Here is a 14,285-nt window from a genome sequence, read left to right as displayed (position 1 = left end):
CCGATGCGCTCACCAACTACGTCAACTACTACAACACCGAGCGTCCGCACACCGCGATCGGTGGACGGACGCCCTTCCAGAGGTTGGCCGAAAAGAGTACCCCAGGTCTGTAGGGAGTACAGTAAAGGTCGACCGCTCCATCCCACCCGCGATTAAAGCGCCGATTTATTCGTGGCGGAGCGCTTCGATCGGGTTGAGCTGCGAGGCGCGGCGCGCCGGATAGAATCCGAACACGATGCCGACGGCCGCCGCAAAGCCGAACGAGAGGAACACGGACGCGGGCACGATGAGCACGGTCCATCCCGCGCCCTGCGCCGTGGCGTACGCCGCCCCGATGCCGACGGCAACGCCGATCGCACCTCCGACGCATGACAGCAGCACCGCCTCGACGAGGAATTGGAGCAGGATGTCGCGTTCGCGCGCACCGACCGCCATCCGGATGCCGATCTCGCGCGTCCGCTCGGTCACCGACACGAGCATGATGTTCATGATGCCGATGCCGCCGACGATGAGTGACACCGCGGCGATGCCGGCGAGCAATCGCGATTGCACCTGCGACGTCGCGCTCGCCGCTTGCTGGACGTTCGCGATGTTGCGCACCGAGAAGTCGTCGGGCTGGCGTGGCGTCAGGCCGTGGCGCAGACGGAGCAGCGCTTCGGTCGAGCTGACGACGCTGTCGACCGCGTCCGGCGAGTCGGCTGATATAAGGATGACGCCGAGCCAGTTCTGACCGTTGAGGCGGAGCTGCATCGCGCTGAGCGGCACGACGATCTGGTCGTCCTGGTCGCGGCCGAATCCGCTTTGCCCCTTGGCCGCGAGCACGCCGACGATCAAGAACGGCACGTTCTTCACGATGACGGTCTTCCCGACCGGATCGATCGACGGAAACAAGTTCTGCGCGACGGTCGCCCCGAGCACTGCGGTCTTCGCTCCGCTCGTCTCGTCGGCTTGCGTGATGAACCGGCCCGACGCCATCGTGTAGCTCTCGACTTGCAGCCAGTCTGGCGTCGTGCCCGTGATCGATGTCGCCCAGTTGTTGCCGCCGGCGACAGCCTGCGCGTTGGTCCCTGATTGCGGCGCGACGTATGCGACGTCGGGAACGTCTTGTTGGATCGCTTGCGCGTCAGCGATCTTGAGCGATTGTCGCGCGCCCGCGCCGAGCTGCACGCCGCCGGTGATAATGCTTCCCGGGATGACGACGATGAGATTGCTGCCGAGGCGCGCGAGCTGCGCCTGCACCGCGGCTTGCGCGCCCGCGCCGATCGCCATCGACGTGATGACGGCCCCGACGCCGATGATGATGCCGAGGATCGTGAGCAGCGATCTGAACGGATTGCGCACGAGCGACTGCCACGCGACGCGAAGGAGGCCGCCCGCGTTCATGCGCGTCCCCTCGCCGCGGCGACTTGCGCGCTCGGACGATCGTCGACGACCTTGCCGTCGAGGAAGGTGACGATGCGCGCCGTCCAATTCGCGATGTCGAGTTCGTGCGTGACGATGACGATCGTCATGCCGCGCTCGGTGTTGAGCCGAAGGAACAGCCGCATGATCTCTTCGCTGCTGTGACTGTCGAGATTGCCGGTCGGCTCGTCAGCAAGTATGACCGCGGGGTCGTTGACGAGCGCGCGAGCGATCGCGACGCGCTGCTGTTGTCCGCCGGACAGCTCCGACGGCAAGTGGTTCAAGCGATGTCCAAGGCCGACCGCCGTCAACGCGCTCGCCGCCCGCTCGCGGCGCTCTTCGTGCGGCACGCCGGCATACGTGAGCGGCAGCTCGACGTTTTCGGCCGCCGAGCTGCGCGACAGCAAGTTGAAGCCCTGGAACACGAAGCCGATCTTGCGGCTGCGGACTTCCGCGAGCTTGTCGCCGTGGAGGCGCGAGACGTCTTGACCCTCGAGGAGGTACGAACCGCTCGTCGGCTGATCGAGGCAGCCGATGAGGTTCATGAACGTCGATTTGCCCGAACCGCTCGGCCCCATCACCGCGACCGACTCGCCGGTTCGGACGCGGATGCTGACGCCGTCGAGCGCGACGACGTCCTCGGCGCCGACGCGATAGACCTTTCGCAGCTTGCGCGTGTCGATGACGGCGCGCGGCGCGTTGTTGGTCGGCTTCGTGGGATCGGTCATCGGCCGAAGCCTACGCCTCCGGCCATCGGATTCGAGTTCGTGTATTGGTCGGTCTGGAGCAGCCCGACGATGACGCGATCGCCCGCCTGAAGTTCGCCGCTGCGGATCTCGTAGAAGCGGCCGTCGTTGACGCCGAGCGTCACGCGGACGCGCACCGGTTGTCCGCCGCGGAGAACGAAGATCGACGCGTGCGATCCAGGCGCTCCCGCGACGGCACCACCGCCGCCGGAACCGCCGCCGTTTTGACCTTGACCTTGCGCGCCGCCGCCGGCACCTGCACCGCCTCCGGATTGGCCGCCGCCCGCCTGGCCTTGACCGCTTTGCCCGCCCGACTGCCCGCCTTGAGTTTGGGAGCCGCCTTGAGCACCGCCGCCACTCTGACCGCCGGCCCCGCCACGACCGCTCTGACTAGGAGGCCGGAACAAGAGCGCGGCCGCGGGTATCGCGAGCACGTGGTTCTTCGTCTGAACGGCGATGATGACATCGGCCGTCATTCCGGGCTTGAGCCGCGCGGAGTCGTCGTGAACGGCGACAATCGCATCGTACGTGACGACGTTTTGCACCGTCGTCGGGTTGACGCGCACTTGCGTGACGGTGCCGTTGAACGCCGTGTTCGGATATGCCGGCACCGTGATGCGCGCGGTCGCGCCGGTGCGCAACTGTCCGACATCCGCTTCGCTCACCGACGTGTCGATCTGCATGTCGCGCAGACTCGACGCGATGACGAACAGCGTCGGCGTCTGGAACGACGCGGCGACCGTCTGGCCGACGCTCACGTCGCGGGCGACGACGATGCCGTCGATCGGACTCGTGATGACCGCGCGCGCGAGATTGTAATCTGCCTGTTGGACCTGACCTTGGCTTGCATCCGATTGTGCTTGAGCCGCTTGCGCTTGCGCGAGGTTCGCGTTGTGCTGGTAGGATGCGGTCGCGATGGACGCCTGTGCGGCGTTGAGGTCGGCTTCGTCGGCGCTTTCGGTCGCCGTGTCCGTGTCCATCTGGCTCTGCGAGATGTAGCCTCGCGCGAGCAGTTGGCGATCGCGCGCGAGCGTCGCTTGTGCGAGTTTCAGCGCCGCGGCGGCTTTGGCGACGTTCGCCTGCGCGCTTTGGATCGCCGCGGCGGCTTGCGCTGCGGTCGATTGTGCGGCGGCGGCACTCGATTGCGATGCGGCCGAATTCTCATGCGCCTGGAGGGACGCGGCTTCGAGCGGCGTCGGATCGAGCGTCGCGAGCACTTGGCCTTTGTGCACGATCGAGTTGAAGTCGACACCGAGCGTGGCGATCGTGCCCGAGACTTGCGTGCCGACGTCGACCTCGTTGACGGGGTTGACCGTGCCCGTCTCTTCGACCGTCGCGCTGATGTTCTGATAACCGACCGGTGCGGTGACGTAGCGCGGCGCTTTCGTGCCGCCGTTGACGAGCCGCACGATGAGCCAGATCGCTACGATAAGGATGATGGCGAGGAGCGGCAAGATCCACCAGCGACGACGGGAGCCGCCTCGTGCGGGACGCCGTGGCTGGTCGTCGACGGGCGTATCGTCTGCGAGGGTCACCTCAGGGTCGGACGGAGTTCGGGTAATCATATCGCTCACAGGTTACCTCCGCAACCTTACAGATGCTTTAGGCGCCGATGAGACACCTGTGAAAATGGGCCGTAAAAGGCACCGCCCCGCCGTCATTGGAACGACGCGCACGATGAACCCGTTCACCGCACACACGCCGCAATCGTCGCTCGCGATCATCTCGGCGATGATAACGCCGGCGATCCTGATCCTCGCGAGCGGGAATCTCGTCGCATCGACGTTGACGCGCCTCGGACGCATCGTCGATCGCGCTCGCGCGCTCGGCGATCATCTCGCCTCGCATGGTCGAGCGATGAGCGGCAGCGCGAGCGCTGAGCTGACCGACATCTTGCGCATGTATCGAAAGCGTTCGGTCTACGTCGCGCGCGCGTTGTCGGCGTACTACGGCGCGATCGGTTTCTTCATCGTCACGAGTCTGACGATCGCGCTCGACAACGTCATGCAATCGGTCGTGCCGTGGCTTGCGGTCGTGCTGACGGTCATGGGCGTGCTGCTGCTCTTGCTTGGCACGCTTGCTCTGGTCATCGAGACGAATCTCGCTTCGGGAATGCTCGGGCGGGAGCTCGACGTTCTCGGCGCACCGAAGACGTGAAGGCCTCGCCCCTCCCCTAAAACGAAACGCTTAATGACGTACCGCCGCCGAACGCGAACATGTTCGGGCGGCCGCTCGTATATCGCTATCGTGCGAAGTCGAGAAATGGAAAACCGGGCTTGACCACCGTCATCAGCGACGAAGGCTTCGAAGCGTGGAGAGCCGCCGCCGACACGATGCCCGGCATGATCTTCACCGCGCGTGCCGACGGAACGGTCGAGTTCGTCAATCGCCGCTGGCTCGAGTTCAGCGGCTTCGCTGAAGACGCCGTCCTTGATCTTGCCTGGCGCAAGATCGTGCACCCCGACGATCTCGCCAGGACCGTCGCGATCCTCATGCGCGCGCTGAAGACGAGCACGGAGATGACGCTCGAGGCGCGCGTGCGCCGCCCCGACGGCCAATTCGTCTGGCTGCACGTGAGCGCGGCACCGATGTTCGGTTCCGACGGCAAGGTCGTGCGCTGGTATGGCACGGCGATCGACATCGATGCGCTCAAGCGCGCCGGCGAGGCGTTGCGCGAGCGTGAAGCGTTGCTCATCGACTCCGAGCGACGTTTCCGCGTTTTGGCCGAGGCTATCCCCGTCATCTGCTGGACGGCTGATTCGGAGGGCTGGATCGACTGGTACAACCGGCGCTGGTACGAGTACACCGGGCAGACGCCCGATGAGGCGTCGGGTTGGGGTTGGCAAGCCGCACATCATCCCGACGACTTCCTCGAAGTCATGCGGCGCTGGCCGCATTCCATCGCGACCGGCGATTCGTTCGAGATGGAGTTCCGTCTGCGCCGCCACGACGGGCTCTTCCATTGGTTCTTGACCCGCGCCGAACCGCTGCGCGATGCGAACGGCACGATCGTGCGCTGGTACGGCAGCAATATCGACATCGACGCTCAGAAGAAAGCGCTCGAGCGGACGAAGCGCATCGCGGAGACGCTGCAAGACGTCTTCTTGCCGAAAGAACTGCCGAAGCCGAACGGCATGCGTCTGGATGCCGTCTATCTGCCGGCCGAGCGCGACGCGCTCGTCGGCGGCGACTGGTTCGACGCGTTCGAGCTGCCCGACGGCCGATTGTGCTTTTCGATCGGCGATGTCGCGGGCCATGGGCTGTCGGCTTCGGTCGTCGTCGGGCGGCTGCGGCAAGCGATCTTCACCCTCGCGCAGCGAATGGACGATCCGGCGAAGATATTGGAAGAGACTGATCGCATCTTGCGCCGCCAAGATCCTGATACGCTCGTGACGGCGCTCGTCGGCTTCGTCGATCAGACGCGCAGGAGCCTGACATACGCGTCAGCCGGGCACCCGCCGCCGATGATCGCGTACGACGGGAACAGACCAGCTGAGCATCTGCCCACGGGCGAGCTGCCGCTCGGCATCGGCGACCCGATCGCCGTCGTCAATCACGTCGTGCCGGTGACTCCCGATTCGGTCGTCGCGCTCTATACCGATGGTCTCGTCGAATTCTCGCACGACGTGCTCGGCATCGAAGAACGGCTTGCCGAAGCGGTCGCGCTCGTCGTCGGGAACACCTCGATCGGGCGGCCCGCGTTGGCTGTGAAGGACCTCATCTTTCGGGGGCGCCCGCCGCTCGACGATGCGGCGCTCATGCTCATCCAGTTCTCGCACGTCGACCACGACGCGACGTCTGCGGATGCCTCGGGTCTCAAGCGGATGTGGCGCTTTCACTCGAGCGACGCGTTCACCGCGCACGCCTCGCGACACGAGATCATGGCCTACTTGCGCCGCCTAGCGCTCGATCCGGAGCAGGTCTTCATGGGCGAGCTCATACTCGGCGAGATCCTCGCCAATACGGTCGAGCACGCGCCTGGGCTCGTCGAAGTCGACGTCGATTGGATGGGTGAAAAACCGGTCGTGACGATCCGCGATACGGGGCCGGGTATGCGCCCGATGGCCGCGACGCTTCCGGAGGATCTCCTATCCGAAGGCGGGCGCGGCATCTATCTCATCACGGAGCTGTCGGAAGGCGCGACGATCCGGCCGACCCCGGGCTATGGTACCGAAGTCCGCGCCGTCCTCCCTATCGCGAGAAAGCTCTAGCGGGCGCTCTAAAAAGGGAGCGGTCGAGATTTATCTCGACCGCCGCGGCTTCTCGCTAGAATTGGGAGCGGTCGAGATTTATCTCGACCGCCGCGGTCTTGCAACTACAGCGAACCCGCTTCGTAATATTGCCGTGCTCTCGCGATGACGTCGTTCGCGCGATCTGGCGCGTTCGTTCGCAGCCACAAGATCGCGGATTCCGCGGGCGGCAAGCTCGCCCACGATTTTCGTCCTGGCGATCCCGCCATGCGTCGCCGCTGAGCGCAGTCGAGCAATTCGCGCATCGCGCTATCGATAGCCGTGTGCAGGCGCGAGGATTCGTCGTTCGTCACGACGTCCGTGTGCGCGCAAAGCAGCGGATCGATGATGCCGGACTCGAAGTCGCATCCGAACGGGTCGACCGGATACGCGCAGTATAGACTGAACTGTTCGCGCGTCTGGAAGTTGTTCCACATCTGCTCCAGCCGGATCGCCGCCGGAAACTGTCCCCGGTTCCACAGCACGCCGACGAGTTCGCCGAACGCGCGGACGCCGGCGCCGACGATCCGCGCGGCGGCGTTGCGAACCGCACCAGCGACGATCGTCTCGAAACGTTCCGGATCCGGCCAATCGTCGACCAAGATACTCGCGAGCGTCCGCTCGGCATCGAAGACGTGGAGTAGACCCTCTCGCTGCAGCGCGTCGGGAGACCAATACGCGCTTTTCAACCCGTCCAGAATAGCCTCGCGGTGCTCTCGCGTGGCGAGGAGCACCGCGGTATAGCCAAGCTCGAAGCCGTCGGCGAAATACTTTGCGACGTTGCGCGCGAGTTGACCCGGATCGGCGGAGTAGAATTGCAGTAAGTGTGTGCCTGGTCTCGCCGAGCCGAGCAGAGCGTCCGATGTTGACACGGGTGTCTCCGCGGGTTCGGTGTCGGGTCCTTATACGTAATACCCAACCCGCGCCATATCTACCGGGCGAAAGACGGCGAAGGCGTTAGAATTTCACGGAATAGCGGAGGCGAACGCGGCCGACGCCGATCGCGCCCCAGAAGTTGGCGTCGAAACCGTTGCTCTGGAAGTGAAGCAGGCGCTCAGCACGGTTGTAGCGCCCCGCCAGCTCGAGGAGGAGCGGCGCGAGGTGAAACGGCTTGGCTTGAGTGACGGCCGCAAATCGAGCGCCTGGGTTGCTCACGCGGGCTCCGGGCTGGCGAGATGGCGCCTGCTCGGTCGCTACCAACGTCGCGAGGCGCTGATTGACCACAGCAACGGTCGGTTCGCCGGCGATTGGTTGAGTCGGGGCGCCGAAAGCGGGAACCCGCGCGCACGCTAGCGCTGCTAGAGCGACGGCTGCGGCGACGATATGTCGAGTGCTGATCAAGATGCGTTACGACCCCCGGTGCTGGCATATTACCCCTACCGTTACAGTCAACGCATCTTCCTGGCGCACAGTCTCTGGTCACTGTGAGCGCCCTAACACCATATGGAGCACGAACCTCACACGTTGGAGCGGTCGACCGTAAAGGTCGACCGCTCCATTCCTCTTTGGAACGGCCGCGGCGGTCGAGATAAATCTCGACCGCTCCCAGGCGACTTTCGGGATGTCGGTTACGTAAGGTCGGCGATGGCGGATTCGATGGCCGAGCGGAAGTTCGAAGTCACGAACTTGCCGTCATCGCCGACGGCGCAATCCACGTGATGCCAGTGAAGCGGCTTGGGCTCTTCGCCGATGTGCGTCGCGCCGACGACGAGGCTCGGCACGATCGATGCGGTTTCGCCGATCCCGCGGACGAGCGATCCGCGAACGGTGAGCCGCAAGTCGCGGCTGTGAAACGCCGCGCTGAAATAGTCGTCACCGATCTCGGTGAGGTCGGCTACGGGGATGAAGGCGCCCCAAAACGGCTCGTCGGTGTTAAAGCGGTCGACGACCGCATACAGACATGCACGGGTCGCTTCGCTCATGGTCGCCGGCGATTTGCCTCGGACCGGTGCGGACATCTTGCTGTTTAGTTCCGAGATCATACGCAGCCATCCTCCGTCGTTGCGGGCATCCTGGCCCTTGGACGGGGCTTCTAAGTATCGCGCATAATTCCCTACTATGTCTATAGGCTTTATATTTCGCGTTAATAACTGAACGATTGAAGCTCGAGGAACTCGTGCTGCGGCTCGACGATCTCATCGAGGAACCCGGTGCGCGTCTTCGGGTTGATCGCGATCCGGCCCGGGCTCGTTCCGATGCGCTGGATGGGAATCGTCTCGAGCACGTTCCCCCGCTCGTCGTAGACGTACACGCGAGCCTGCGGATTATTCGGGTTGCCGGTCGAGCTGTATTGCTCCGTCAGGAACACTTTGTGCAGCGCATCGAATTCGACGTCGAGCCCCGCCTGTAGCGCGTTGCCTGCGTTGGGAATCGTCACTTCGAAGCCCGTCTGGTGCGCGAGGTCGTAGAACTCGACGCCTTGATCGATGAGCGTCGTCGTCACGGCGATACCGGTCGACGGATCGACCGCCAAGCCGTCGACCGTGCCGATGCCGAGATTGTCGTTGAACTCCTCGATCGCGCCCGTCGACAGGTTGACGATCGCGACGTCCGTCGTGCAGACCGCCTCTGGGCAGCCTTGCGAATCGGCGAGGATCGCACTGTCGGTCTGGCTGTCGAACGCAAGCGTCGGCGAGATGAGGAACTCGTCGCCGTTGAGGATGGGAGCGAGCGAGACGAGTCTCCCAAATGTGTTCCGCGAGACGTTCGTCGCGAAGACGAACGCACTATCCGCGAACAGCGACAACTCGGATGCGGCCGCAATCCGGGATCCTTGGCTCGAGCTCATCGAGCCCAACTGAAAGCCTTGCCGGATCGGCGGCGTCCACGTGCCGTTGAAGGTGTTCAGGCTCAGCGGGTTCGCGGTGAGAAAACTGTTGACGTGGTCGTGCTGGAATAGCACGAGCCCGACCGATCGACCGAAGAGCCCTTGCGTGGAGAAATCATCCTGATTCTGTGTCTTCTTCAGCACCTTGATGATCGCGCCGGTCGACTGATCGAATGTCTCCGTCGCCGCGAGCACGGTACCTCCCGACTCGTCGACGTACTCGCTGAGCACGCCTTCGGTCCCGTGTTGATCGACGTCGTAGCCGAGGATCTGACCGCCGAACTTCGGGTGGACGGTGACTGTCGAAGCATTAGCGGGCATTGCGAGTGAGAAAACCGCGAGTGCGAGGCCAAGGGCGGAGCAAAAACCTGAAAACGACGTTCGAGATCGCATCATTAAATTCGCCGAGCAAGCGACGCTCAGCGCCCCTTCTGGCGCAAACCTACACCAGCGTTCTGAAAACAGCGTGAGAGGATTAGCCGGGATGCACTTCCATCGGCTCGGTGTAGAATGCGCTTCTCTGCGTCAACCTATAGATGACGAGCGGGATGGCGCCGACGACGAGCAACCCGATCGTCACGGACGAGCCGAGCACCCCCGCATTGAGCACTTGTTCTACCGCGACGACGAGCAAGAAGGCTCCGGCGGCAGCCGGCCATATGCCGCGCAACCAAAGAGCGCGCTTGTCGGTCGCGTAGAGGCGCCGGTGATACCACGCCGACGAGAAGCCGCCGAGTCCGAAGTAGACGGCGATGAGCACCCCGATCGCGTTCACCGATTCGTTCAGCGTGTCGCTCAGCCGGTTGATGAATGCGGCGGCGACGAACAGCGCGAGGGTGAGCACGGCGAAGAGGATGCTGCCGAACCACGGCGTCTGGAAGCGCGGGTGCAGTTCGGCGAATCTCGGTGAGAGCACGCGGTCGCGGCCCATCGAGAGCATCGTGCGGCTCGCGACGAGGAGCGACGCTTCGAGCGATCCGACCGTGCTCACGATGACGACGATGATCGCGATATCGCCCCACGGCCGCGGAAGGATCGCATCGGCGAAGACGACGAGCACGTTGGCGTTCGCCGCCATGATCTGCTCCGGGGTGAGCGTCATTTGGATCGCGACCTGCGTGACGATGAAGAGCGTCAGGATGATGACCATGCCGCCTATCGCGCCGATGCCCGGCGTCCGGTTGCGGTCGACGGTCTCTTCGGTGAGGTTGAGACTCGTATCCCAGCCCCAGAAGTAGAACAGCGAGACGAGCGCGCCGGCCATGAACGCGCGGAGCGAACCGGGGAACGGCGAGAACCACTGGATGGAGAACAGATGGCCCGTGCGGATACCTTCGACGAGCCCGACGACCGCAAGCAAGAGTATCCCGAGGATCTCGATCGCCGTGACGATCTTCTGGAACTCGGCGGTCGTATGGATGCCGGCGAGAACGATGACCGCGATGAGGACGAACCATGCTGCGCCGACCGCGGTGACGGCGAGCGGGTTCTGCGCGATGCTCGGATCGACGAGATCGAGCGTCGCTTCCGCCGCCGGCAGCGAACCGGCTACCATATAGATGAGGTTTGCGACAAGCGGCGCCCAGCCGGCGAAAAATCCGAGATACGGATTGAGGCTTCGGCCCACCCACGCGTATGCGGCGCCGGCGTCCGAACGCCACACGTTGAGATAGAAGTACGCGATCGCGATGCCGAACATCGAAAGCGCGCCGAATAGGATCGCACCGGGTCCGAACACGCCGACCGCGACGACGAGCGCTCCCGTGCTCACCGCGAGCGAATTCGCCGGTGCGGTCCCCGCGACGGCGATGAGGATCGCGTCGAGCTTCGAGAGCGTGTTGTGCCGTAGATCCACGCGAGGTCCTCAGCTCGCCCAGTCGAGCAGGCGATACCAAGCGCCCGCGATCGGCAAGAACCACGGCGCGCTGCCCGTTATTCCGGGCGGGGGTGCCGGAAGCGGACCCGTATCGAGCGCTTCTTCCGCCTTGCCACCGCCCGCCATCGCGACGGCGATGCGCTCGCCGAGGTATGTCGCCATCGCAACGCCGTGACCGGCGTAACCGAGCGCGTAATAGAGCCCTTCGTGGACGCCCGCGTGCGGCAACATGTCGAACGCGAAGTCGATCGAACCTCCCCATGCATAGTCGATGCGCGCGTCGCGCAGCTGCGGGAAAACGCCTGTCATGCCTTTGCGCAGTATCTCGGCGCTGTCGCGAACCGTGCGCTCGTCGGCTGGGCAGAACGCCGCTCGTCCGCCGAACAGTAGCCGTCGATCGGGCGTCAGTCTATAATAGTGGAGGAAGTTGTTCGAATCGAAAATCATCCGACCGCTTGGGATGAGCGCAGATGCACGTGACGGTTCGAGTTGCTCGGTGGCGATGACGTACGAGCCGACGGCGATGACGCGCCGCGCGATCGACGCGCTGGCTGCTCCCGTGTACGCGCCGGTCGCGACGAGCACCTTAGTCGCGCGAAGCTCACCGCGTTCGGTCGCTATCGTATAGCCTGCGCCTCGTATTCTATGGATCGCCGTCACCGAAGCGTCTTGAACGATACCTGCCCCGCGACGCTTCGCTGCCGCCGCAAGACCGAAGGCGTACCGAGCCGGATCGATCCTCGCACTCGCGACATCGACGACGGCGCCGTGATACGCATCGGACGCGATCAGTGTGCCGAGATGTCCGCGATCGACGACCTGCATCGGATGGCCGAAGCTCGTCGACAGCAGTTCGGCCTCCTTGCGCATCGCGTCGAAGTGCCGTGGCTTGCATGCGACCTCGGCGTGGCCGCAACGGTTGAAATCGCACTCGATCGATTCTTCGCGCACGACCCGCTCGACGCAATCGATCGAGCGGAGCGACGCGTCGAAGAGTTGGCGCGCGCGCCCGATCCCGAATCTGCCGACGAGCGCCGAGGCGGGCTGCTTCAGCCCGGTGAGCACCATGCCGCCGTTGCGCGAACTGGCGCCCCAGCCGGCGTGATGCGCCTCGATGACCGCGACCGATGCGCCGCGCATGGCGAGCGCGCGAGCGGCCGACAAACCTGTGAAGCCGGCGCCGATAACTGCGACGTCGACGGTCTTCGGCATCTCTGATGTTGCGTCGGTGGTGAGATCGCCGACCGCGTCGAGCCAATACGAGCGCTCGATCATCGGGTTAGCATGTAGCGGTCGAGCTTCAGCTCGAGCGCCGCGGTCGTGCAATCTAGTGCCCCACCCAGGCTTCTTTGTCGCGCGTCAGACGCCCGACAGCGATCGGCAACTTGCCTTTGACGAGGTCGGCGAGCGTCACATCTTCGAGTACCGTGCGAAGGCTCGCACGAACCGCGACCCACACCTCGCGCAATGATTTGGCAGGTCCCCGGTACTGCGTGCTTTCAGGTCGCTCGCCGCGGACGTTGGCCAGCGGTCCTTCGACAGCGCGGATGACCTCAGCCAGCGTGATCTCTTCCGCTGGCCGCGCGAGCCAATAACCCCCATCGACACCGCGCTGAGAACGGACGATGCCGGCGTGCTTTAACGTCGCGAGGATGTTCTCGATGAACTTGAGAGGGATGTTTTGCAGCTGCGAGATGCGCTCGGCCGTCGTCGGTCCAGGGTTCGCAGCCGCGATCTCCGCGCACGCGCGCAATGCATAGTCCGCCCGGGCTGTCACGTGCATGGGCTTCGCCTTCGCCCTATGACGGCTCGGTCCCTAATGCCAGCGCGAAAAAAACGGCGCTATCTCAAACCCGATGGCGGGCGCGAACAGTAAAAGCGATCCCAAGAAGACGAGTTTGGGCCGCCCTTTTCGCCTTCCATCCTCTATCATTTCGATGCCTGCGAAGCAAACCAGCAACGCGAACAGCGCGCCGACAACCCGCGACTCGGGCACGTTAAGAGCTCTCGAGAGGACATATGCCAGCACGCTGTAGAGGACGTATATCGCGAGGTGGATCAGGTACTTCAACCTGAACTTTGCCTCGCCGACTGCCGAACGGGCTCGGATCGCGCGAAGGTCGCTCGGCGTTTGGATATTCAACGCAACTCTCGCAGCGGTCTTACATCGTGGCGTTGAAGGCATAGACGATCAAGTATGCACTTGTGATCGCGGCGCCGCCAAGCGCTTTTGACAGGCGCGCCGGCTTGAACGTTGACGCGCGTGCCGCTTTGAGCGAAGCCTGATCAAGCACGGCGTTCCCTGACGACTGATAGATCGACGCAGTAGCCACCGAACCGTCTGCGTTGATCACGACGAGCACGATCGCTGACCCCCCGACTCCCTCGGAGTTTGCGAGATCATCGAAGTCCTTATTTCTGTAGTACGCATAGCCTTCGAACAGGCCGACGCCTTCAAGGCCGTTTGCCGCAGCGGCCTTGGGATACTCCGGGGCTTGGCGGCCGGTGAAGTCCGCATCGACGATTTCAATTTGGCCTGCGCTCTTTAACGGCCACGCCGCGCCGGGACCGTCGTCGAACGAGACAACCGATGACTTGCTGTCGTCGGCGACTGCATATCCCGGGTCAGCGGAACAGGTTGAAAGGCCCTTCCAATCTCGAGCGCTGTCGATTCGGAACGACCGAACCTCGGCGGCAAATGGATAAACCCGTTCCTCTCCCTCGCCAGTGACCGTGCCGGAGACCTTGGTTGACACCGCCTCGACCTCGAAATCCACGCGGCTGCTGTCGCTTATGGTTGCGGTGACTTTTACCGTGAACGGTCCTGTATCGTATCCTTGTCCGGGTGCGAAATCAAGTTCGTACTCCGCCGTCCCATGCGGTGTTCCCAGAGCGACGAGCCCAGCGTAGGCGAGACGCAATGGACACGAGTCGGCACGCGCTTCCCGAACCGAGACGAAAGTCGATGCAGTGAGAACAAATAGGATAAAGGCGAAGTGTTTCATGACGACGCCACCTCACGAGGTTAATTCGCCAACTGGTGGTGGCGTCCTAGCGTCGGTTGTGGCGGTCGAGCTAAAGTGTAGGGTCTACACAGCTACGCTACACTTTGCGAGCCTGCGCGAGCTTGTGCAGGGGTGCCTTCCCGTTGAGCGCTTTGTGCGGTCGCTGGGTGTTGTAGAAGTTCGCGAAGTTGTAGATGATCG

At 63.8% G+C, this 14,285-nt stretch carries 14 protein-coding genes; 2 read left to right on the top strand and 12 right to left on the bottom strand.

From position 1 onward, the window contains the following. Window positions 1-165 precede the first annotated feature (165 nt). Genes VFO25_11950 through VFO25_11940 form a run of 3 tightly spaced genes read right to left on the bottom strand, consistent with a single transcriptional unit; the run spans window position 166 to window position 3,712 of the window. Window positions 166-1,383: an ABC transporter permease gene (locus VFO25_11950; protein ID HET9343615.1), complete on the bottom strand. Its 1,218-nt coding sequence runs from the start codon at window positions 1,381-1,383 to the stop codon at window positions 166-168. Beyond that, window positions 1,380-2,129, bottom strand: a complete 750-nt coding sequence (locus tag VFO25_11945) for an ABC transporter ATP-binding protein (protein ID HET9343614.1) — start codon at window positions 2,127-2,129, stop codon at window positions 1,380-1,382. The genes VFO25_11950 and VFO25_11945 overlap by 4 nt, the downstream gene beginning before the upstream one ends. Continuing rightward, entirely contained in the window at window positions 2,126-3,712 is a 1,587-nt protein-coding gene (locus tag VFO25_11940; protein HET9343613.1) for an efflux RND transporter periplasmic adaptor subunit, read from the bottom strand. The genes VFO25_11945 and VFO25_11940 overlap by 4 nt, the downstream gene beginning before the upstream one ends. 112 nt (window positions 3,713-3,824) lie before the next feature. On the opposite strand from VFO25_11940, the gene VFO25_11935 reads away from it, so the two are divergent. Both VFO25_11935 and VFO25_11930 read left to right on the top strand, forming a co-directional pair. Then, window positions 3,825-4,304 (top strand): DUF2721 domain-containing protein, encoded by a 480-nt coding sequence (locus VFO25_11935; protein HET9343612.1) that lies wholly within the window; start codon window positions 3,825-3,827, stop codon window positions 4,302-4,304. 119 nt (window positions 4,305-4,423) lie between these two features. Continuing rightward, window positions 4,424-6,358, top strand: coding sequence for a PAS domain-containing protein (locus VFO25_11930; GenBank protein ID HET9343611.1), 1,935 nt, complete (start codon window positions 4,424-4,426; stop codon window positions 6,356-6,358). A gap of 104 nt (window positions 6,359-6,462) precedes the next feature. Here VFO25_11930 and VFO25_11925 read toward each other — a convergent pair whose 3' ends face one another. From VFO25_11925 to VFO25_11885, 9 genes are all read right to left on the bottom strand, one after another. Continuing rightward, a complete protein-coding gene (locus VFO25_11925) occupies window positions 6,463-7,248 on the bottom strand; it encodes an MEDS domain-containing protein (protein HET9343610.1) in 786 nt (261 codons plus the stop codon). A gap of 85 nt (window positions 7,249-7,333) precedes the next feature. After that, window positions 7,334-7,600 carry a hypothetical protein gene (locus VFO25_11920; GenBank protein HET9343609.1) on the bottom strand — a complete coding sequence of 89 codons (267 nt, stop codon included), beginning with the start codon at window positions 7,598-7,600 and terminating at the stop codon, window positions 7,334-7,336. Window positions 7,601-7,944: 344 nt separating this feature from the next. Continuing rightward, window positions 7,945-8,358 carry a hypothetical protein gene (locus tag VFO25_11915; protein ID HET9343608.1) on the bottom strand — a complete coding sequence of 138 codons (414 nt, stop codon included), beginning with the start codon at window positions 8,356-8,358 and terminating at the stop codon, window positions 7,945-7,947. Window positions 8,359-8,459: 101 nt separating this feature from the next. Beyond that, on the bottom strand, window positions 8,460-9,524 hold the full coding sequence (locus tag VFO25_11910) for a hypothetical protein (protein ID HET9343607.1): 1,065 nt from the start codon (window positions 9,522-9,524) through the stop codon (window positions 8,460-8,462). A gap of 154 nt (window positions 9,525-9,678) precedes the next feature. Beyond that, window positions 9,679-11,058 carry an APC family permease gene (locus tag VFO25_11905; GenBank protein ID HET9343606.1) on the bottom strand — a complete coding sequence of 460 codons (1,380 nt, stop codon included), beginning with the start codon at window positions 11,056-11,058 and terminating at the stop codon, window positions 9,679-9,681. Window positions 11,059-11,067: 9 nt separating this feature from the next. Beyond that, window positions 11,068-12,354, bottom strand: a complete 1,287-nt coding sequence (locus VFO25_11900; protein HET9343605.1) for an FAD-binding oxidoreductase — start codon at window positions 12,352-12,354, stop codon at window positions 11,068-11,070. 52 nt (window positions 12,355-12,406) lie between these two features. Further along, on the bottom strand, window positions 12,407-12,862 hold the full coding sequence (locus VFO25_11895) for an Rrf2 family transcriptional regulator (protein HET9343604.1): 456 nt from the start codon (window positions 12,860-12,862) through the stop codon (window positions 12,407-12,409). Between the two features lie 33 nt (window positions 12,863-12,895). Next, entirely contained in the window at window positions 12,896-13,222 is a 327-nt protein-coding gene (locus tag VFO25_11890) for a hypothetical protein (GenBank protein HET9343603.1), read from the bottom strand. A 19-nt stretch (window positions 13,223-13,241) separates the two neighbouring features. Continuing rightward, the gene (locus VFO25_11885) at window positions 13,242-14,084 is read right to left on the bottom strand and encodes an energy transducer TonB (protein HET9343602.1); all 843 of its coding nucleotides are present in this window, start codon (window positions 14,082-14,084) and stop codon (window positions 13,242-13,244) included. Between the last annotated feature and the right edge of the window lie 201 nt (window positions 14,085-14,285).

This window comes from Candidatus Eremiobacteraceae bacterium, assembly GCA_035710745.1.
In the GTDB taxonomy this organism is placed as follows: domain Bacteria; phylum Vulcanimicrobiota; class Vulcanimicrobiia; order Eremiobacterales; family Eremiobacteraceae; genus JANWLL01.
This window is presented reverse-complemented; position numbering and strand designations above follow the sequence as displayed.

What these genes read in the sequence shown, in the direction of transcription:
- VFO25_11950 (HET9343615.1), bottom strand. Translation starts at nt 1,383, where the DNA reads ATGAACGCGGGCGGCCTCCTTCGCGTCGCGTGGCAGTCGCTCGTGCGC.
- VFO25_11945 (HET9343614.1), bottom strand. Translation starts at nt 2,129, where the DNA reads ATGACCGATCCCACGAAGCCGACCAACAACGCGCCGCGCGCCGTCATC.
- VFO25_11940 (HET9343613.1), bottom strand. Translation starts at nt 3,712, where the DNA reads ATGATTACCCGAACTCCGTCCGACCCTGAGGTGACCCTCGCAGACGAT.
- VFO25_11935 (HET9343612.1), top strand. Translation starts at nt 3,825, where the DNA reads ATGAACCCGTTCACCGCACACACGCCGCAATCGTCGCTCGCGATCATC.
- VFO25_11915 (HET9343608.1), bottom strand. Translation starts at nt 8,358, where the DNA reads ATGATCTCGGAACTAAACAGCAAGATGTCCGCACCGGTCCGAGGCAAA.
- VFO25_11910 (HET9343607.1), bottom strand. Translation starts at nt 9,524, where the DNA reads ATGCCCGCTAATGCTTCGACAGTCACCGTCCACCCGAAGTTCGGCGGT.
- VFO25_11900 (HET9343605.1), bottom strand. Translation starts at nt 12,354, where the DNA reads ATGATCGAGCGCTCGTATTGGCTCGACGCGGTCGGCGATCTCACCACC.
- VFO25_11895 (HET9343604.1), bottom strand. Translation starts at nt 12,862, where the DNA reads ATGCACGTGACAGCCCGGGCGGACTATGCATTGCGCGCGTGCGCGGAG.
- VFO25_11885 (HET9343602.1), bottom strand. Translation starts at nt 14,084, where the DNA reads ATGAAACACTTCGCCTTTATCCTATTTGTTCTCACTGCATCGACTTTC.